The sequence below is a fragment of the Anabaena sp. FACHB-1237 genome, from assembly GCF_014696225.1.
Taxonomy (GTDB): domain Bacteria; phylum Cyanobacteriota; class Cyanobacteriia; order Cyanobacteriales; family Nostocaceae; genus FACHB-1237.
Genome location: NZ_JACJPV010000004.1, coordinates 78,420 through 95,575, shown reverse-complemented (window position 1 = coordinate 95,575; position 17,156 = coordinate 78,420). Strand labels below are relative to the sequence as shown.

Annotated in this window: 21 protein-coding genes and 1 pseudogene; 14 read left to right on the top strand and 8 right to left on the bottom strand. The window is 36.2% G+C overall.

Annotation, left to right across the window (positions count from 1 at the left end; all coding sequences use genetic code 11):
• Nucleotides 1-336: 336 nt before the first annotated feature.
• The 9 genes from H6F32_RS03190 (at nucleotide 337) to H6F32_RS21060 (ending at nucleotide 8,228) form a co-directional block, all read left to right on the top strand.
• Complete coding sequence (locus tag H6F32_RS03190) at nucleotides 337-780, top strand: ATP synthase subunit I (RefSeq protein WP_190367891.1); 444 nt, start codon at nucleotides 337-339, stop codon at nucleotides 778-780.
• A gap of 195 nt (nucleotides 781-975) precedes the next feature.
• Entirely contained in the window at nucleotides 976-1,731 is a 756-nt protein-coding gene (gene atpB, locus H6F32_RS03185) for a F0F1 ATP synthase subunit A (protein WP_190367890.1), read from the top strand.
• Between the two features lie 131 nt (nucleotides 1,732-1,862).
• Nucleotides 1,863-2,108, top strand: a complete 246-nt coding sequence (gene atpE, locus H6F32_RS03180) for an ATP synthase F0 subunit C (protein ID WP_013192016.1) — start codon at nucleotides 1,863-1,865, stop codon at nucleotides 2,106-2,108.
• A 121-nt stretch (nucleotides 2,109-2,229) separates the two neighbouring features.
• On the top strand, nucleotides 2,230-2,661 hold the full coding sequence (locus H6F32_RS03175) for a F0F1 ATP synthase subunit B' (RefSeq protein ID WP_190367889.1): 432 nt from the start codon (nucleotides 2,230-2,232) through the stop codon (nucleotides 2,659-2,661).
• Nucleotides 2,662-2,805: 144 nt separating this feature from the next.
• Nucleotides 2,806-3,366, top strand: coding sequence for a F0F1 ATP synthase subunit B (locus H6F32_RS03170; protein WP_190367888.1), 561 nt, complete (start codon nucleotides 2,806-2,808; stop codon nucleotides 3,364-3,366).
• Nucleotides 3,367-3,368: 2 nt separating this feature from the next.
• The gene (gene atpH / locus H6F32_RS03165) at nucleotides 3,369-3,920 is read left to right on the top strand and encodes an ATP synthase F1 subunit delta (protein ID WP_190367887.1); all 552 of its coding nucleotides are present in this window, start codon (nucleotides 3,369-3,371) and stop codon (nucleotides 3,918-3,920) included.
• An 89-nt stretch (nucleotides 3,921-4,009) separates the two neighbouring features.
• On the top strand, nucleotides 4,010-5,530 hold the full coding sequence (gene atpA, locus H6F32_RS03160) for a F0F1 ATP synthase subunit alpha (protein WP_190367886.1): 1,521 nt from the start codon (nucleotides 4,010-4,012) through the stop codon (nucleotides 5,528-5,530).
• Between the two features lie 104 nt (nucleotides 5,531-5,634).
• Nucleotides 5,635-6,582: a F0F1 ATP synthase subunit gamma gene (locus H6F32_RS03155; RefSeq protein WP_190367885.1), complete on the top strand. Its 948-nt coding sequence runs from the start codon at nucleotides 5,635-5,637 to the stop codon at nucleotides 6,580-6,582.
• A 185-nt stretch (nucleotides 6,583-6,767) separates the two neighbouring features.
• A complete protein-coding gene (locus H6F32_RS21060) occupies nucleotides 6,768-8,228 on the top strand; it encodes an HNH endonuclease (protein ID WP_190367884.1) in 1,461 nt (486 codons plus the stop codon).
• 8 nt (nucleotides 8,229-8,236) lie between these two features.
• Here the strand turns inward: H6F32_RS21060 and H6F32_RS03145 are convergent.
• From H6F32_RS03145 to H6F32_RS03130, 5 genes and pseudogenes are all read right to left on the bottom strand, one after another.
• Nucleotides 8,237-8,638, bottom strand: a pseudogene (locus tag H6F32_RS03145) (PIN domain-containing protein).
• Entirely contained in the window at nucleotides 8,635-8,889 is a 255-nt protein-coding gene (locus tag H6F32_RS03140; RefSeq protein ID WP_190367883.1) for a DUF2281 domain-containing protein, read from the bottom strand. Before H6F32_RS03140 ends, H6F32_RS03145 begins: the two are co-directional and overlap by 4 nt.
• A 50-nt stretch (nucleotides 8,890-8,939) precedes the next feature.
• On the bottom strand, nucleotides 8,940-9,071 hold the full coding sequence (locus H6F32_RS20845; protein ID WP_277875031.1) for a hypothetical protein: 132 nt from the start codon (nucleotides 9,069-9,071) through the stop codon (nucleotides 8,940-8,942).
• 81 nt (nucleotides 9,072-9,152) lie between these two features.
• Nucleotides 9,153-9,308: a hypothetical protein gene (locus H6F32_RS03135; protein WP_190367882.1), complete on the bottom strand. Its 156-nt coding sequence runs from the start codon at nucleotides 9,306-9,308 to the stop codon at nucleotides 9,153-9,155.
• 5 nt (nucleotides 9,309-9,313) lie between these two features.
• Complete coding sequence (locus H6F32_RS03130) at nucleotides 9,314-9,505, bottom strand: hypothetical protein (protein WP_190367881.1); 192 nt, start codon at nucleotides 9,503-9,505, stop codon at nucleotides 9,314-9,316.
• A gap of 9 nt (nucleotides 9,506-9,514) precedes the next feature.
• On the opposite strand from H6F32_RS03130, the gene H6F32_RS03125 reads away from it, so the two are divergent.
• Nucleotides 9,515-9,814, top strand: coding sequence for a ferredoxin (locus H6F32_RS03125; RefSeq protein ID WP_190367880.1), 300 nt, complete (start codon nucleotides 9,515-9,517; stop codon nucleotides 9,812-9,814).
• Here the strand turns inward: H6F32_RS03125 and H6F32_RS03120 are convergent.
• Entirely contained in the window at nucleotides 9,811-10,791 is a 981-nt protein-coding gene (locus H6F32_RS03120; protein WP_190367879.1) for a folate-binding protein YgfZ, read from the bottom strand. The genes H6F32_RS03125 and H6F32_RS03120 overlap by 4 nt on opposite strands.
• Nucleotides 10,792-10,941: 150 nt before the next feature.
• On the opposite strand from H6F32_RS03120, the gene H6F32_RS03115 reads away from it, so the two are divergent.
• Complete coding sequence (locus H6F32_RS03115; protein ID WP_190367878.1) at nucleotides 10,942-11,259, top strand: hypothetical protein; 318 nt, start codon at nucleotides 10,942-10,944, stop codon at nucleotides 11,257-11,259.
• A 172-nt stretch (nucleotides 11,260-11,431) separates the two neighbouring features.
• Here H6F32_RS03115 and H6F32_RS03110 read toward each other — a convergent pair whose 3' ends face one another.
• A complete protein-coding gene (locus tag H6F32_RS03110) occupies nucleotides 11,432-12,739 on the bottom strand; it encodes an adenylate/guanylate cyclase domain-containing protein (protein ID WP_190367877.1) in 1,308 nt (435 codons plus the stop codon).
• A gap of 63 nt (nucleotides 12,740-12,802) precedes the next feature.
• On the opposite strand from H6F32_RS03110, the gene H6F32_RS03105 reads away from it, so the two are divergent.
• Together H6F32_RS03105 and H6F32_RS03100 are read left to right on the top strand one after the other, a co-directional pair.
• On the top strand, nucleotides 12,803-14,404 hold the full coding sequence (locus H6F32_RS03105) for a DEAD/DEAH box helicase (protein WP_190367876.1): 1,602 nt from the start codon (nucleotides 12,803-12,805) through the stop codon (nucleotides 14,402-14,404).
• A complete protein-coding gene (locus tag H6F32_RS03100) occupies nucleotides 14,334-15,548 on the top strand; it encodes a DUF790 family protein (RefSeq protein ID WP_190367875.1) in 1,215 nt (404 codons plus the stop codon). The genes H6F32_RS03105 and H6F32_RS03100 overlap by 71 nt, the downstream gene beginning before the upstream one ends.
• A 48-nt stretch (nucleotides 15,549-15,596) precedes the next feature.
• Here the strand turns inward: H6F32_RS03100 and H6F32_RS03095 are convergent, their stop codons facing one another.
• On the bottom strand, nucleotides 15,597-15,938 hold the full coding sequence (locus tag H6F32_RS03095; RefSeq protein ID WP_190367874.1) for a metalloregulator ArsR/SmtB family transcription factor: 342 nt from the start codon (nucleotides 15,936-15,938) through the stop codon (nucleotides 15,597-15,599).
• Nucleotides 15,939-16,537: 599 nt separating this feature from the next.
• On the opposite strand from H6F32_RS03095, the gene H6F32_RS03090 reads away from it, so the two are divergent.
• The gene (locus H6F32_RS03090; protein WP_190367979.1) at nucleotides 16,538-16,738 is read left to right on the top strand and encodes a hypothetical protein; all 201 of its coding nucleotides are present in this window, start codon (nucleotides 16,538-16,540) and stop codon (nucleotides 16,736-16,738) included.
• Nucleotides 16,739-17,156 lie beyond the last annotated feature (418 nt).

The following is a 17,156-nucleotide window of genomic DNA, read 5'->3' as shown; positions in this document are numbered from 1 at the left end:
TTGGTTGATCCTGTCAATGTTTACTAAATTAAGTTGCTAGTTATACACGAAAGGCTCTCAAATCGAAGTAAAAAGGAGAGATAGGTAACAAAAAAACCTGCGAACGCTATCATTATTATAGATAATAATAGATAGATAGTTGTTTCTTTGTATTGACTTCTGACTTCTATTAGCAACTTGGACTACTAGCAGATCATTTTCTAACGATCTTCCTCCAGAAAAAATAGAAAAAATAAGTTAATTGTTTTTTTCTAAAGTATTGTTACCAGAACATGATATGATCCTATTGACTGAACGTAAAGTCACCTTATATTAGCTGTATCGGTTCTTAATCCCGTGAGCTTGTCAGACGAACCCATCGAGCCGAATCAGACAACACAACAAGATGCTCAAGCTGGTTTTGAAGACACAAAGCCAGATGATACATCTATGCAAGAGTTCTATCAACTTTATCAGAAGTTGTTAGCAATCACCCTTGTGTTGACGGGGATTATTTTTATCTCTGTGTGGATTTTTTATTCTTTGAACATTGCCCTAAATTATTTAATTGGGGCGTGTACAGGTGTGGTTTACTTAAAAATGCTGGCTAAAGATGTGGAGAGGCTTGGTGGCGAAAAAAAAGGTTTGAGTAAAAATCGTTTTGCTCTGATCGCTATACCGATTATATTGGCAAGTCAATGGCATCAGCTACATATTCTGCCTATATTTTTGGGGTTTCTCACCTATAAGGCTACGCTCCTTCTTTATATGGTGCAAACTGCATTCATTACTGAATCTTAAAGTTGATATCTGTCAACTAAAGGCGGATAAAAGTCGCGGCTACACAAATAAATTCCGCCTTTGTGGAGTCGAAAAAATAGGTTTTTCTCCCATGAATGTGGGTTTAACCTGTGTAGACGTAGTTTATAACCGCCAATTAAACTTAGCAAATATCCTCGATGTTTGGGGAAAATTTTTGAAGTTTGAAGAAAGCCCATGCTTAGTGTCTTAAACGCCTTTAACGCTTTTCCCCTGGCTGAGTTGGAAGTAGGTCATCATTTTCTGTGGCAACTAGGTGGTCTTAAAATTCATGGGCAAGTATTTTTGACCTCATGGTTTGTAATTGGTATCCTAGTGATCGCTTCTTTAGCAGCCACCAGAAATGCCCAAAAAATTCCTAAAGGCATCCAAAATTTGATGGAATATGCCTTAGAATTTATTCGGGATCTAGCGAAAAACCAACTCGGAGAAAAAGAGTATCGTCCTTGGGTACCATTTATTGGTACGCTATTCTTGTTTATCTTCGTATCAAATTGGTCAGGAGCTTTAATTCCTTGGAAGTTAATTAAACTACCTTCTGGTGAATTAGCAGCACCTACCAACGATATCAATACAACTGTGGCATTGGCCTTGTTAACTTCCTTGGCGTATTTCTATGCCGGATTTAGCAAGCGGGGTTTAGGTTACTTTAAGAAGTATATTGAGCCTACTCCGGTTTTATTACCCATTGCTATTCTCGAAGATTTCACAAAGCCCCTCTCCCTAAGTTTCCGTCTATTTGGAAATATATTGGCGGATGAATTAGTGGTAGCAGTATTGGTACTACTTGTACCTTTATTTATACCTTTGCCAGTAATGGCTTTAGGTCTATTCACCAGCGCTATCCAAGCTCTAGTATTTGCTACCTTAGCAGGTGCATACATTCATGAAGCTATGGAAGGTCATGGTGAAGAAGGACATGAGGAACATTAAAACCCTTCATGTTCAAAGCACAGTTCAGACGAGCAACTTGCTCCCATTAAGAACCTAGTGCAGTGTCAATTATACACATCTAGTTGTTACGTACATTTGTAGTTTTTGTAGTTAAAGCAAGGAAAATCGTCATGGATCCATTAGTACAAGCTGCTTCCGTTCTCGCTGCTGCTCTCGCTATCGGTTTAGCAGCAATTGGCCCTGGTATTGGTCAAGGTAATGCAGCAGGTCAAGCAGTAGAAGGTATTGCACGTCAGCCCGAAGCAGAAGGAAAAATTCGCGGTACTCTACTTTTAACCTTAGCGTTCATGGAATCCCTGACAATTTACGGTCTGGTAATTGCTCTGGTATTACTATTTGCTAACCCTTTTGCGTAAGTAAAAGAAAGTTTTAGGGTGCGGAGTGCGGAGTGCATTAACCCTGTACTTCCCACCTCGTACCTCGCAGCATAATTTTGTCAGTCTGGGAAAATTACTATTCCAGCGAAAGAGGAGAGAAATGTTTGATTTCGATGCTACTTTGCCTTTGATGGCATTGCAATTTCTGTTGCTGGCAGCTGTGTTAAATGTAATTTTCTATAAGCCTCTGACTAAGGTATTGGATGATCGTGATAATTATATTCGCACCAATAACCTGGATGCTCGTGAACGCTTGGCTAAGGCAGAACGTTTAGCGGGTGAGTATGAGCAGCAGTTAGCATCGGCTCGTCGGCAGTCTCAATTAACTATAGAAGCTGCTCAAAATGAAGCGAAGAAAATTACAGCACAAAAAATAGCCCAAGCACAACAGGAAGGACAGGTTCAAAGAGAACAGGCTGCTAAGGAAATAGAACAACAAAAACAAGCAGCTATGGCTACGCTGGAAGCACAAGTTGATGCACTCAGCAACCAAATTCTAGAAAAACTGTTAGGACCTGCTTTGGTGAAATAGGTCAAACTAGATACCAGGAGTCATCAAGTAAAATCCTGTTTTCAGGGTTTTTATACTTTGACAATTGTGATCTCATCAAACTGGTGCTATGGAACCATAGCACTATCGGATTAATGAATTACCAAGCGAACAGCGCACTTGTAGATGGGTAACATGGGCAACTTTTTATTTCTTGCCGCAGAAGCTGTCCACTCTGAAATGGCAGAAGGCGCAGCAGAAGGCGGTTTCGGTCTAAATTTAGACATCCTGGAAACCAATCTAATTAATTTAGTAATTCTGATTGGTATACTATTCTACTTTGGACGCAATGTTTTAACTAACATCTTGAATGAACGTCGTTCAACTATTGAAAGTGCTATTCAAGATGCAGAGTCTCGGTTAAGCGAAGCTAAGAGTTCTTTGACTACGGCTGAGGAACAGTTGAAGCAGGCGCAACAAGAAGCACAAAGAATCGTTAATTCGGCTCAGGAAAAGGCTGAAGCTGCTAAGACGGCTATTTTGGCTCAGGCTGAGGTGGATGTACAAAAATTACAGGCAACTGCGGCGGCTGATTTGAATGCTGAAAGAGATCGGGCGATCGCTCAACTCAAGCAACAAGTTGTGGCCTTAGCGTTGAAGAAAGCTGAATCTCGATTAGGGGAGGGTATTAGTGATGATGCCCAACAAACTCTAATTGAGCGAAGCATTGCACAACTGGGGGCTTAAAGATGAAAAATAATGCAGCTACAGCCGAAATATCCCAGCCTTATGCACAGGCTTTATTGTCTATTGCCCAATCCAATAATTTAACAGATGAATTTGGTGCGGATGCAAGAACATTGATTAGCTTGCTTTCAGGTAGTCAAGAACTCCAAAATTATTTGGATAACCCTTTTATTGCACCTGAAAACAAGAAAAATCTTCTTAAGCAGGTTGTAGGGGAAGGTGCGAATCCTTACCTACGTAATTTTTTGCTGTTTTTGGTAGATAGAAGACGCATTGCTTTTCTAGAGCCAATTTTAGAACAGTATTTGGCTTTGTTACGCCAACTAAATCAAACTGTTTTGGCAGAGGTTACTTCTGCTGTTGCACTGAGCGATGCACAACTGCAACAGGTAAAAGAAAAAGTGGTAGCTATTACTAAAGCGCGGGAAGTGGAAGTATCTACTAAAATTGATCCCGATTTGATTGGTGGTGTAGTCATCAAAGTTGGTTCTCAAGTTATTGATGCAAGTATTCGCGGACAATTACGCCGCATTTCTTTGCGTTTAGCTAACTAGGTTGGGTTTATTGTCAGGTTTTAACGTGGCAAAAATCCTAGATCGAAAAACATTCTTCTGTCTTAGACAAGAACATTACAGATAGGAACATGAGCATTTCCATTAGACCAGACGAAATTAGCAGCATTATCCAACAACAGATCGAGCAATATGACCAAGAGGTTAAAGTTGCTAATGTTGGTACTGTATTACAAGTGGGTGACGGTATCGCTCGGATCTATGGCTTAGAAAAAGCTATGGCGGGTGAATTGTTAGAGTTTGAAGATGGTACTGTTGGTATCGCACAAAACTTAGAAGAAGATAACGTTGGTGCGGTATTAATGGGCGAAGGTCGCAATATTCAAGAAGGTAGCTCTGTAACCGCTACCGGTAGAATTGCCCAAGTAGGTGTAGGTGAAGCTCTCATCGGTCGTGTAGTGGATGCTTTAGGTCGCGCTATTGATGGTAAAGGCGATCTTAAAACTAACGAAAGCCGTTTGATTGAATCCCCTGCTCCCGGGATTATTGCTCGGCGCTCTGTGCATGAACCCATGCAAACAGGTATTACCGCAATTGATTCTATGATTCCCATTGGTCGTGGTCAACGGGAATTAATCATTGGTGACCGTCAAACTGGTAAAACAGCGATCGCTATTGATACCATTATTAACCAAAAAGGTGAAGATGTAGTTTGTGTTTACGTGGCTGTGGGTCAAAAAGCCTCTACAGTTGCTAACGTAGTGCAAACTTTACAAGAAAAAGGCGCGATGGACTATACAGTGGTTGTAGCGGCTAACGCTAGTGACCCTGCTACTTTACAATTCCTCGCACCCTACACAGGAGCTACCATTGCTGAATACTTCATGTATAAAGGCAAAGCTACCTTAGTAATTTATGATGACTTATCTAAGCAAGCACAGGCTTATCGCCAAATGTCCTTGCTTTTACGTCGTCCACCCGGTCGGGAAGCGTATCCTGGAGATGTATTCTATATTCACTCTCGCTTGTTAGAACGTGCTGCTAAACTCAGCGATGAATTAGGTAAAGGTAGTATGACTGCATTACCTATCATTGAAACCCAAGCTGGTGACGTATCTGCTTACATTCCTACCAATGTAATTTCTATTACTGATGGTCAGATTTTCTTATCTTCTGACTTATTCAACTCTGGTATTCGTCCTGCGGTAAACCCTGGTATCTCTGTATCCCGTGTGGGTTCTGCGGCTCAAACCAAGGCGATGAAGAAGGTAGCAGGTAAAATTAAACTAGAGTTAGCTCAGTTTGATGATTTACAAGCGTTTGCACAGTTTGCCTCTGACTTAGATAAAGCAACTCAAGATCAGTTGGCACGTGGTGTGCGCTTACGGGAATTGTTAAAACAACCTCAAAATGATCCTTTGTCTGTAGCGGAACAAGTAGCTATTCTTTATGCTGGTATTAACGGTTATTTAGATGATATTGCTGTTAACCAAGTTACTAGCTTTGTCAGAGGTTTCCGTGATTACTTGAAGAGTGGTAGTAACTCATATTACCAACCAGTACAAAGTAGTAAAGTTCTTGGTGATGCAGAAGAAGCAGCTTTGAAAGCAGCCTTAGCTGATTACAAGAAGACCTTTTTAGCTACAGCGTAATTGGTATTTGGTGATTGGTATTTGGTGATTGGTAATTAGTCAAAGCTGTTACCTGTCCCTTTTACCTTTCATCTAATTATAAACCAATGACTCAGGATTAAATTATGGCTAACCTTAAAGCAATACGCGATCGCATCCAGTCGGTCAAAAACACTAAGAAAATCACCGAAGCCATGCGGCTTGTAGCAGCAGCGCGGGTACGTCGCGCCCAAGAGCAGGTAATTGCGACTCGTCCTTTTGCTGATCGCTTGGCACAGGTATTATATGGTTTACAAACCCGTCTCAAGTTTGAAGATGTGAGTTTACCACTGCTGAAAAAACGTGAAGTTAAGTCAGTGGGTTTATTAGTCATCTCTGGAGATAGAGGACTTTGTGGCGGTTATAATTCTAACGTTATCCGTCGTGCTGAGAACCGTTGTAAAGAACTCAAGGCTGAAGGTGTAAATACTACTTTGATTACTGTGGGTCGTAAAGCTACCCAATATTTTCAACGTCGTAATTACAGCATAGATGCGACCTATAGCGGTTTGGAACAAATTCCTACCGCAGCGGAAGCTACACAAATCGCTGATGAATTATTATCTCTGTTTTTGTCAGAAAAAGTAGACAGAATAGAATTAATTTATACTAAATTTGTGTCCTTGGTAAGTTCTCGTCCGGTGGTACAAACTTTGTTACCTTTGGATACTCAAGGTTTAGAAGCGACAGATGATGAAATTTTCCGCTTAACTACTCGTGGTGGTCAATTTCAAGTGGAACGGGAGAAATTAGCTAGTACAGTTCCTCCTTTACCCAGTGACATGATTTTTGAACAAGATCCAGTACAAATTCTGGATTCTTTGTTACCTTTATATCTGAGTAATCAGTTATTACGGTCTTTACAAGAGTCAGCAGCTAGTGAATTAGCAGCACGGATGACAGCGATGAGTAATGCAAGTGATAATGCTGGTGAACTCATTAAAACTCTGTCATTGTCATACAATAAGGCGCGTCAAGCAGCAATTACCCAGGAACTTCTGGAAGTTGTGGGTGGTGCGGAAGCGCTTACTTAATGTGGTGATTGGTAATAGGTGATGGGTAATTGGTACAATTGTTATTTATCACCTATTGCCGATTATTTGATCAAGTTTTTTGATATAATAAATAATCACGAAAATACAAAAGGTACATAAAAAGATAGTTGAAGAAATAATTTTCAGTTGGTATAAATAGTCGTTAAGTTTTTAATGTTATTTTAGTGTTAAATAATAGTTCCTCTCAAAAATTATTACTGGAAGTAGTTCAGCAAGCACCAAGTAGAGATTGGATAGAAGAGTATTTAGATTTAGTTAAGGAATTGATTGATTTTACGGGTTTGGGTAATGATGATCCGCGTCTGGTTTTATCACTGGCAAAAAGTCGTCGTTTTCCTATTACTATTAATGCTAGATATGTTCTTGCAGGTTTTAGAAAAGGTAAACCTTTGGTTCGTTTCATATTTCCCTATGATTTTGCAGAAATTTCTCAATTAATTACTGTAGCGATGCCACCAGAAATATCTTCTCACAAATATGATCCTTTACGTGGAGAAGATAAAGAAAAAACACCTTATTTTTTAGGTTTTCCAGGTGATCCTCAAAAATTACTAACTCTAAAACAGAAAGCCGCTTGGAAGAAAGCGATATTATCTGAAGTAGAAAGATATGAGCGATCGCCATATAAAAAGTTTCATGAATCTATAGTTTATGATGTTGTAGTTGATCTAACTTATCGAAAATTATTACTTGATCAAGTATTTCCAGTCCAAGATATAAAACGAGTAAAAGACTCAAAAACTCAAATTTCAGATATCACTGTTTATTTACCGAGAAAAGTTAGTAAATGTAACCTAATTACAGTTCCATCTTGTACTGAATATGTTACAGGATTTACTAAAATTAGAAGTCAAATGAATGAATTACAACTTCATTTGCTACAAAAACAGTATTTCGCACCTCAAAGGACAGTTACCGCTCCAGAACTTGCTAAATTAACGAACATAGATAATTATGTAGTGATTAACTCTATATATGGTAAACTGGGACATCTTTTTTGCGAAGCAACTGGAATTAATCCAGGTAAATGCAAAGATGGAACAGTTAGATGGTGGACTATTTTTTCTAAAGGTTATAGAAGTAACAAAGGTTTTTTATGGGAAATGTATCCAGAAGTTGCTGAGGCTTTGAAAATACTAGGATGGGTTAATAATAAAGAGCAATCTGAATTATTAGAACAAAGAAAAATAATTGAATCAGCAGGTTATTTTAATCCAGACAATATTGAAGATGCGAGAAAAAGAATCAATACTTCTATTATTGAAAGACAAGGACAATCTGATTTTCGTCGAAAATTACTCAATGCTTATAATAATAAGTGTGCAATTACTGGGTGTGATGTAGAATCAGCTATTGAAGCAGCGCATATTATTCCCTACCGGGGCATAGAAACTAATCATCCTGCAAATGGTTTACCATTAAGAGCCGATATACATACTCTTTTTGACTTGCATTTAATATCTATTAAACCAGATACTTATGAAATAGTAATTGCTCACAAGATTGAGGGAAGTTGTTATCAATATTTAGCTAATCAAAAGTTAAGCTTACCAATAAGTCAAGACTTTTTACCAAGTCAAGAAGCATTACAGAAACACTATGAAATATTTTTATTAAATATTTGATTAGTTACTTACAAATAAGCAAAACTAGCAATTGATTCAATAACATGAAGAGTGACTAAAATTAAGTTATTGGAAAATGCAATACTGGCAATTTGTCCATCGATAAAAGCAGGTGTTTTACCAATTTTTGATAATCTAGCCCTTTCCTGTGCGTGGCATTTTGCAGCATTGATATCATAATCAATAACTGGCATTTTAGCAGGTATTTCCTGAATGTAATCTTATAAAAAACGTCTTCTTCCAGAGTCAGGAGGTAAACGTAAACAACCAAATAATAATTCATGAATCACTACGGAAGCAGTAGATACTTCACTTTGGTACTGATTCGTTTTTTGAACTACTAATTTATGAGGAATTTTTTTGTTAATTTCCGAAATAATATTACTGTCTAATAAAAACCTAAAACTCACAGTTCTACCTCTCTTCCTGGACTACGATCGCGCAAATTAGCAAAATCTTCATCTGTAAATTCTATACCTTCTCTTTCCATACGTTCCCAAAATCGCAAGGTCATTTCCCAGAAAGTTTCACCATTGGGTTTAATATTTGATTTTTCTGCTGATAATTTATGTTTGAGAAATTCAATAAAATCTAAAACTTCCTGTTGTTTATCGGTTGGTAACTCTCGCAGGTTTTCTAAAACAGCTTGTTCAATGGTCATAGTTTCACCTCTACTACTAGGCTATAATTTCATTATAAATCACATCAGTATTAATTTTTATTTTCTCCTCTATCTTTGATATCAATTCCTAAATTTTCCAATTGTTGACTTATCCAATCTGTAGCTGTTGCTTCATTGTTTTCAATGGATTTTTCTACTCCTATTTTAGCAATTTCTAGCAATTTTTGGATTTTTGTTTTAAATCAAAACTTTCCAGAAATGAGAGAAACCTTTTTAATTACTCATTTGCCATTCACGAGCATCTACAAATTGTTAGGAGTATGGCTAGAAGTAGTTAAGGTTAATGTTTCTGATGTATGTGTTTCTATTAGTTGTGAAAGCAGTTCTGGAAGACCATGTAATATGGGTTGTAGGCGGTTTGCTAGTTCGTCTGGTACTTGAACTGTTAATTGTTCCATTTTCTTTAAACAGGGTATTGGTTAAAAGTCTCAGGTTCAAAAGTAACACTTTCTCGAAATACTCGCATCATTTGTAGGAGATTTGGGCAATATTTTTTAGGTGTTGCTTGAATTTCTCGTAAAATTTCTGTGAGATGATCTTCTGCAACACTGTTACTTAATTCTATCTCAATTTTATTGACAAAAAGAGCATCCAATTTCCTGAAATGTCAAATCTTCCTAATTGCGTCAAAGTCTGCCACAATCGTACCTGTAAAAAACAAGGTGCAGATCAGGTTCTTGCAGCTTTAAAAGCCACTCCTTTAGATCATGTTTCTATTGAATCCTGTGGTTGTTTAGGACAATGTGGTAATGGTCCAATGATCTTAGTTTTACCCGGTATATTTTGGTATTCCCATGTTAAACCCCAGGAAGTGACAAAATTAATCGAACAACATTTAATAGGAGGTGAACCTGTGAAGAAAATGCTGTATTTGCGTTTTCATTCACAAGATAAGAGTAATTAAGGATATTCGTGGCTAACAAAGGGAAGAGAAACTACCTCACCAGTTATTCCTCCTATTGTCACTTGTAAACCTATTCCTCCCGCTTTGCTTTTGATGTAACCTAGTCCAAAATGTCCATCAGGAGTTAATGTATAACTGGTAAGTTTACCTATTTTCTCTTCTCCTATAGTAATTACTGTTCCTGGTTCCACAGTATCACTGAGTTTTATTCCCCATAAGTATTGCTTTATACCTTTGTAAGTATTCAATCTGGCGATGGTTTCTTGTCCGATGTAACAACCTTTGTTAAAGGATATTGTTTGCCATAATCCCACTTCCAAAGGGTTATAATCATCTGTAAGTTCTCGTTCTGGTGCAGGACGACCTTGTAAAATTCTTAACATTTCCCATTGTCCATCGCTCAATTCCACAATTCCCAAATCAAGTATTTTATTTAACCAGGTTTTTTCCTGTTCTTTAGATAAAATTACAGTATAGCCAGGTATCACTAAACCGCTACCCACTGCCATAATTATACCATCAACTAAGATATGATTACCATAGGGCTGACCAATTAAAGATCCTGCCCCTAATTTTTCTATAACACTATGACTAGCATCACCAATTATACTGAATGCTACTGTATTTTCTGTAACATCTGTTAATGTCACTTGATCGGCAAAGAAGATATAGCGATCTAACCATTGTAATAAAAATTCTCGACGATTTGGGGAAACTAACAATAATACAGCATCATCTAATACATAACCTGTAGCTAAATCTATGGTGCGGGCGGTAGATGTTACCAGAACAGTATCACATCCCTGACCAGGTTTGAGACTTTGAAAATCGTTGGTACTTTGGTTGTGTAAAAAGCGCAGGCGATCGCTATCAGAAATGCGGATGCGTCCCCAGGAAGAGAGATTGTATATAACAACACCTGTTTTAGCTTTTTCTAACACTAATTTGTCATTATTGTTCATAGTAGATATTGTCATAATCATAAAGTGGATAATATTCGCAACTTTTGGTAAAAGTCGCGGATCTGGATTATTTCAGATTGTAACTATTATGTGCGATTTTGGAGAATATTACTTTAGACTAATTGCAGAAAAATATTAAACATGAAAAACGAAGGATAGAAAGCTATGCCTACGGTGAATTTTTGTGCCTATGAAATGGTAATTGCTATTTCTGCGATCGCCTGTATTGTAGGATTATTATTATTACCAAATCATCAGCAATTAAAAACAGAAGCAGAGGAAACCGAAGCAACCTTATTAAAAATGACTTTTTGTTATTGGTTGGTTTATTGTGGTGCTTTTACCATAGAAAAAATATTTTTACCATCGGTAGAATTATTAATTTTCAGTTTAAAGATTACCACAGCTTTGTCATATTTTTTAACATTTTCCTGCATTCTCAGTTTACCGTTATATAAATTCGCGGTACATGATGAAGAATAACTTTCCGTATGATCACATTTTATGATGTGCAAAGATAGCAAAAACATTTGGCTCTTCCAGAATAAACATGAAAACTTAATACTAATACTTGCTGAAATTCCTTGTATAATAATGTTTTCAAGCATTATTTTCTATTAAATGATCATACTCACTCTATGAGAGCCATAATTTTTTACTTCATTAAACCGAATTTCACACCATGTAATAAATAAGTTGTCATTTCTCCCTTACCCTTAATAGCAATTAAACCTCGTTTTTCCAACAAATAATCATCTTTTAATAATTGATATGTAGCGTCACAAACTTGAATATGATTGGGAATACCATGAGACTCCATTCTACTGGCAGTATTCACAGTATCACCCCACAAATCATAAGCAAACTTCTTTAAACCTATCACTCCAGCTACGACGGGACCTGTACTAATTCCTACTCTAATACTAAAAGATAAACCATAATCATAATTAAATTGATGTACAGAATTTTGCATATCTAAAGCCATATTTGCTATGGCAAAAGCATGATCTCTGCGATAATTTGGTAAACCAGCAACCGCCATATAAGCATCACCAATAGTCTTAATTTTTTCTATACCATGTTTTTCTGCTAACTCATCAAACAAAGAAAATATTTTATTTAACAATTCAACTAATTGTGGTGGAGATGTATGACTAGATAACTCAGTAAAACCAACAATATCCGCGAATAAAACCGTAACATCATGAAAAATATCCGCTATAGTTGTGGGTTGGGTTTTTAACTGTTGAGCAATTACTGATGGTAGAATATTTAAAAGTAATTTTTCTGATTGTTGTTGGGCTATTTCTAACTCTCGTTTGGCCGTAAATTCCTGTTTTCTTAACTTCTCATATAAGTGCACCGAAAAAACACAAATTATCCCTGTCCAAAATAAATATAAACCCTGTTCTACATAATGATTTATAGATAAATTAAATTTATGCCGATATATTATACATAATCCTAAATAACAAATAATAGTTCCTATTTGAGAAAGTAAATGAATGCGCCATTGTACAGGAATAATAGTGGCTTGGGTTAAAAACATTAAATTCCAAATATTTGTCATTGGTTCAACATAACCAAACAATAAAGCAGTTTTAATTTGAATAACACAATTAGCTAACCAACATAAACCTAAAAAAATGATACTTGGGTAGCGAATACCTAATTTTGTGCCACATAAAAACCAGCAAAAAACAATACATAATTCACAACCAAATCCCAGTTGAAAAGCATATATTTTTTGCTGTAATAAAGGGTTAAACCAGATAAAAAAACTTGTAATGGTTACGCCAACAATTAACATGATTTTAATTTGTAATTTTAACCTCTTAATCAGAAAAATGCGCCTTTCTTCCTTGTAAGACGCAGCAAAATTTTCATTGGTTTCCAGGTTAAATACTTCAGGATTGACAATATTCTCTAACTGGGTTTTGATATCATGAAGATTATTGATCATGCCGATTTCACGCTATTAGTAATTAAATCAGTGTAATTTATTCAGAGACTGAGAGAAAATATAATGAGTCGTCACCCTACCTTAACATTTGATCGTGGCACATTAATTTTACATCCGCCTCCGCGTAGTAAATCCTGGATTGACTATGCAGTTTGGGATGATAGAATTGAAAAATTCCGTATTCCTGCCTGGAAATACCGAGGTCTAGTAGAAACCTTACAAAGTGAAAATACAGAGTTTAATGACCAAGCTAAGGCTTTTTATCCTGTAGAACTAGTACCCAGCTTAGAAATGACTCCCTATTCCCACCAAAATGAGGCTTTAACAGCTTGGAAAATAGCTGGACGTAGGGGAGTAGTGGTATTACCTACAGCCGCAGGTAAAACCTATTTAGCCCAAATGGCAATGCAAGCTACACCACGCACCACCTTGATTATAGTACCAACTTTGGATTTAATGCACCAGTGGTATGCTCATTTAGTAGCAGCTTTTCCTGATATTTCAGTAGGTTTACTGGGAGGAGGTTCACGGGATCAAACACCTATTTTAGTGGCTACTTATGATAGTGCTGCTATTCATGCAGAAATTTTGGGAAATAAGTATGCTTTGTTAATTTTCGATGAATGTCACCATTTACCGACAAATTTTAACCGTGTAATTGCGGAATATGCGATCGCTCCCTATCGTTTAGGACTTTCTGCTACACCAGAACGAATGGATGGCAAACATACGGAACTAAATATACTTATTGGTGAAGAGGTTTATCGTAAGCGGGCTGAAGAATTAGCAGGAAATACCCTAGCCAAACATGAAATCATTCCCATAAAAGTGAAATTATCTCAGTTAGAAAAGGAGAAATATCAACAATTAATTCAGACAAGAAATGAATTTTTAAAACAGGCACGAATATCATTAGGAAGTTTACAAGGTTGGCAAATGTTTGTACAAATGAGTGGGCGATCGCAAAATGGTAGAAAAGCCATGTTAGCCCATCGTCAAGCCAAAGAAATAGCTTTAGGAACAGATGGTAAATTGCGAGTTCTCATAGACATATTAACAGAACATTATCCCCAAAGAACCTTAATTTTTACCGCAGATAATGCCACAGTTTACCGTATTTCTCAAGAGATATTAATTCCTGCTATTACCCATCAAACACCAGTCAAAGAAAGACACGAAATACTCACCAAATTTAAAACAGGAGAATATAACACCATTGTAGCGTCCAATGTCTTAAATGAAGGCATTGATGTTCCCGCAGCTGCTATTGCTATTATCCTATCTGGAACAGGTTCAACCAGAGAATATACCCAACGTTTAGGGCGCATATTACGCAAAGGAAACAACGAAAATAAACAAGCCATATTATATGAAATAATTGCCGAAGATACTAGCGAAGAAGCCACAGCAGCCAGGAGAAAAGGAGAAGAGATCAAACAAGAACCTCCACAGGAGAAAGATCCAGAAAAACCTAAACTACAAGTTATTTATGGAACCAACAAAAAACCAAAAACACAACCAGAACTACAACAAATAAAAGCAGCAGAACGAATAGAAATTAACTATCATACACAACCAAAAACAGAACCAAAAGATGTTAACCACAGACCTCCTAATTCATCGGATAAACGGGGAAGAAATAATTCCCAAAAGACTGAAACTTGATCAAAAAAATCTCAACCAAGCCGCAGAACTAATCAGTTTTTTTCAAACAGCAGTGGGACAAACTCAAGGAATATTAGAACGTCAACTTACAGACTTTGAAGGTAATACCACAGACTATAGAATTAAACGCGGTTTAGCATACATTCTAAAAAGTAGTTTTTGCACTTTTGAAATCATTAGTCCCTTAGAACCCATAGCATTAAGAAATAGAGTATTTTCTCTAGCAGCAAAATCAACTTATAACCGCCATAATACACAAGAAATATTAAATAAACTGGCCAACGAATTAAGCCAAGAATTACAACAGGAAATATTACCAACTCACATCCAAACAGGACTTTATGCTGATATATCACAAAATAAAATTTTAACCTCTTTTGAAGCACCTAAACCAGAAGATTTATTACATCGTTATAACCTGTCACAAGTACAAGGAATATTCTACAAAGCCACACAATTAACATTAAATGCTTATCGCAATGTTCCAGGAGAATATAAACTTTTATTTCGTTACTTAAAACTCTTTCAACTTATGGCATATATTGAAGGAGACGCAGATCAAGGATTTACAATTACTGTAGATGGACCAACAAGTTTATTTAGTCCTAGTACTCGTTATGGTTTAGCCATAGCTAAATTAATTCCTGCTTTACTTCATGTGACAAAATGGAGTTTATCCGCAATTTTACAAACCCGTGACTGGGAGACAAATTCCTGGAAAACAGGACGTTTTACCCTCAATTCAGAATGTGGTTTAGTCTCCCATTATCCCCCAGGTAAACCTTATGATAGTATGTTAGAAAAATCTTTTGCTAATAAATGGGATAGTCTCAAAAGTCGTTGGGTATTAGAAAGAGAAGTGGACTTAATTCCCATTCCTGGAAGTGTGATGATCCCTGATTTTCGTTTAGTTCATCCTGATGGGAGAATTTATTTATTAGAAATAGTTGGTTATTGGAGGCCTGAATATTTACAAAAAAAATTCGCCCAAGTCAGAAAAGCTAATTCTGATAATTTAATCTTAGCAATTTCTGAAAGATTGAATTTAGAAAAAGCAGGTGTCAAATTAGATAATATTCCAGCTAAAATTATCTGGTTTAAGGAAAAACTGTTACCAAAATCTGTATTAGCTATAATAGACTAGTGGGGAGTCGGGAGTTAATTTGATTGATTTTAATCTCATAGCTGACTACTACTGACGTAAAACCTCTAACTGTTCTAATTGTTGAGTTTGTTCTTGTAGTCTTACATTTAAACGGTTACATACCAACTCACATATTTCAAATATTATCGGATCACCGATTTGATAATACACAGTAGAACCTTGAGGTTGTCTACTAACAATTCCCGCTTGTGTTAATAATTTTAGATGTTTGGAAACATTAGCCTGTCCCATTTCAGTTATAGATACAATTTCTGTAACATTCCTAGGACCAGACTTTAAAGCACATAAAACCTGTAAACGACTGACTTCTGACAGCATTTTGAAATAATCAGCGATCGGTGTTAAAACTTGAGGTGAAGTAGCTAACATAACATTCAAAAATTGCAAAACTATAAGATTATTTAACCATACTACTAGAATTTAGTTTTAAAAAAGCGACTACAGAGTGCGGAGTTCTGGTATTACCCAGGGAATAAATTACCTATCTAAAAGGTGCTTTGAATTTGGATCTTATAGATACAAGCAAGATGCCTGTACTACTTTAATTTTATAAGTTTGGATCATGGATACAAGCAAGATGCTTGTGCTACTTTAATTTTATAAGTTTGGATCATGGATACAAGCAAGATGCTTGTGCTACTTTAATTTTATAAGTTTGGATCATGGATACAAGCAAGATGCTTGTGCTACTTTAATTTTAGCTGACGACTGACCACTGGTAACTAAATCATTACAGATCATTACAAAATCATCACATTAGTCTAAAATATGATAATTTCTAATCTAGTTACATAATTAGAACTTATGCAACAAGCATATCAAACGTGGCAAATTTGTTAATTCTGACGGAATTACCAAGTCTTAAACACCCTACAAGTAGCATCAAGTATGATCATTGTATAGGTTCTAACCATTTTTGCACAACTAACAATCATAATTATAGTGGATCTAAGGAGAAAAAAGTGACAATGGAATCCCAAGTATTAACGAGCGTAACTGTAAATAACCCGGAATTTAGCGATTATGTTGCTAATTTACAGTTGCACATGACTTTACAAGCTCGCAATTTGGTTCCAACACTCCAACAGACCGATGAAGATAGTCGTCAAAAATTACTTCATCAAACACAAGCTGATTTTGAAAAATTTGCTTCTCGTCAAGTATTATAATATCTAAATCCTAAAAGCTGACATCAACTACAAAAATAAAGTAAGATTAAAATTAAATATTCATTTGGCACTAATTGTCATAAAATGAAAACAGAACTTGTTGTATCAAATTGGAAAAAATACAACAAACTCTGTTTTTCTTTGATGCAGGATTTATCAATGCTAAACCCCTACAAAATTTATAACTAAGCAACTAACAATTTCTACATTATCTGTTCAAACACATTGTTATCCAAGAACTTTTAAGTTTATCAAACTTAATTACTGAATGCTTATTTTTGATTTGGAAATTCATTTAGGATATTAACTAAGGATAAAACACAAGACACAAACAGGCTTTTATCTCTATCATCTGTCACCTGCTATATTAAGTTAAGAAAATCACTCTTAGGTAACAATACGCAAGAACAAAAATCAG

Bases quoted from the DNA above. Each gene is read 5' to 3' on its own strand.
- atpB (WP_190367890.1), top strand. From the start codon at position 976: ATGCTTAGTGTCTTAAACGCCTTTAACGCTTTTCCCCTGGCTGAGTTG.
- atpE (WP_013192016.1), top strand. From the start codon at position 1,863: ATGGATCCATTAGTACAAGCTGCTTCCGTTCTCGCTGCTGCTCTCGCT.
- H6F32_RS03175 (WP_190367889.1), top strand. From the start codon at position 2,230: ATGTTTGATTTCGATGCTACTTTGCCTTTGATGGCATTGCAATTTCTG.
- H6F32_RS03170 (WP_190367888.1), top strand. From the start codon at position 2,806: ATGGGTAACATGGGCAACTTTTTATTTCTTGCCGCAGAAGCTGTCCAC.
- atpH (WP_190367887.1), top strand. From the start codon at position 3,369: ATGAAAAATAATGCAGCTACAGCCGAAATATCCCAGCCTTATGCACAG.
- atpA (WP_190367886.1), top strand. From the start codon at position 4,010: ATGAGCATTTCCATTAGACCAGACGAAATTAGCAGCATTATCCAACAA.
- H6F32_RS03155 (WP_190367885.1), top strand. From the start codon at position 5,635: ATGGCTAACCTTAAAGCAATACGCGATCGCATCCAGTCGGTCAAAAAC.
- H6F32_RS03140 (WP_190367883.1), bottom strand. From the start codon at position 8,889: ATGACCATTGAACAAGCTGTTTTAGAAAACCTGCGAGAGTTACCAACC.
- H6F32_RS03135 (WP_190367882.1), bottom strand. From the start codon at position 9,308: ATGGAACAATTAACAGTTCAAGTACCAGACGAACTAGCAAACCGCCTA.
- H6F32_RS03125 (WP_190367880.1), top strand. From the start codon at position 9,515: ATGTCAAATCTTCCTAATTGCGTCAAAGTCTGCCACAATCGTACCTGT.
- H6F32_RS03120 (WP_190367879.1), bottom strand. From the start codon at position 10,791: ATGACAATATCTACTATGAACAATAATGACAAATTAGTGTTAGAAAAA.
- H6F32_RS03115 (WP_190367878.1), top strand. From the start codon at position 10,942: ATGCCTACGGTGAATTTTTGTGCCTATGAAATGGTAATTGCTATTTCT.
- H6F32_RS03110 (WP_190367877.1), bottom strand. From the start codon at position 12,739: ATGATCAATAATCTTCATGATATCAAAACCCAGTTAGAGAATATTGTC.
- H6F32_RS03105 (WP_190367876.1), top strand. From the start codon at position 12,803: ATGAGTCGTCACCCTACCTTAACATTTGATCGTGGCACATTAATTTTA.
- H6F32_RS03100 (WP_190367875.1), top strand. From the start codon at position 14,334: ATGTTAACCACAGACCTCCTAATTCATCGGATAAACGGGGAAGAAATA.
- H6F32_RS03095 (WP_190367874.1), bottom strand. From the start codon at position 15,938: ATGTTAGCTACTTCACCTCAAGTTTTAACACCGATCGCTGATTATTTC.
- H6F32_RS03090 (WP_190367979.1), top strand. From the start codon at position 16,538: ATGGAATCCCAAGTATTAACGAGCGTAACTGTAAATAACCCGGAATTT.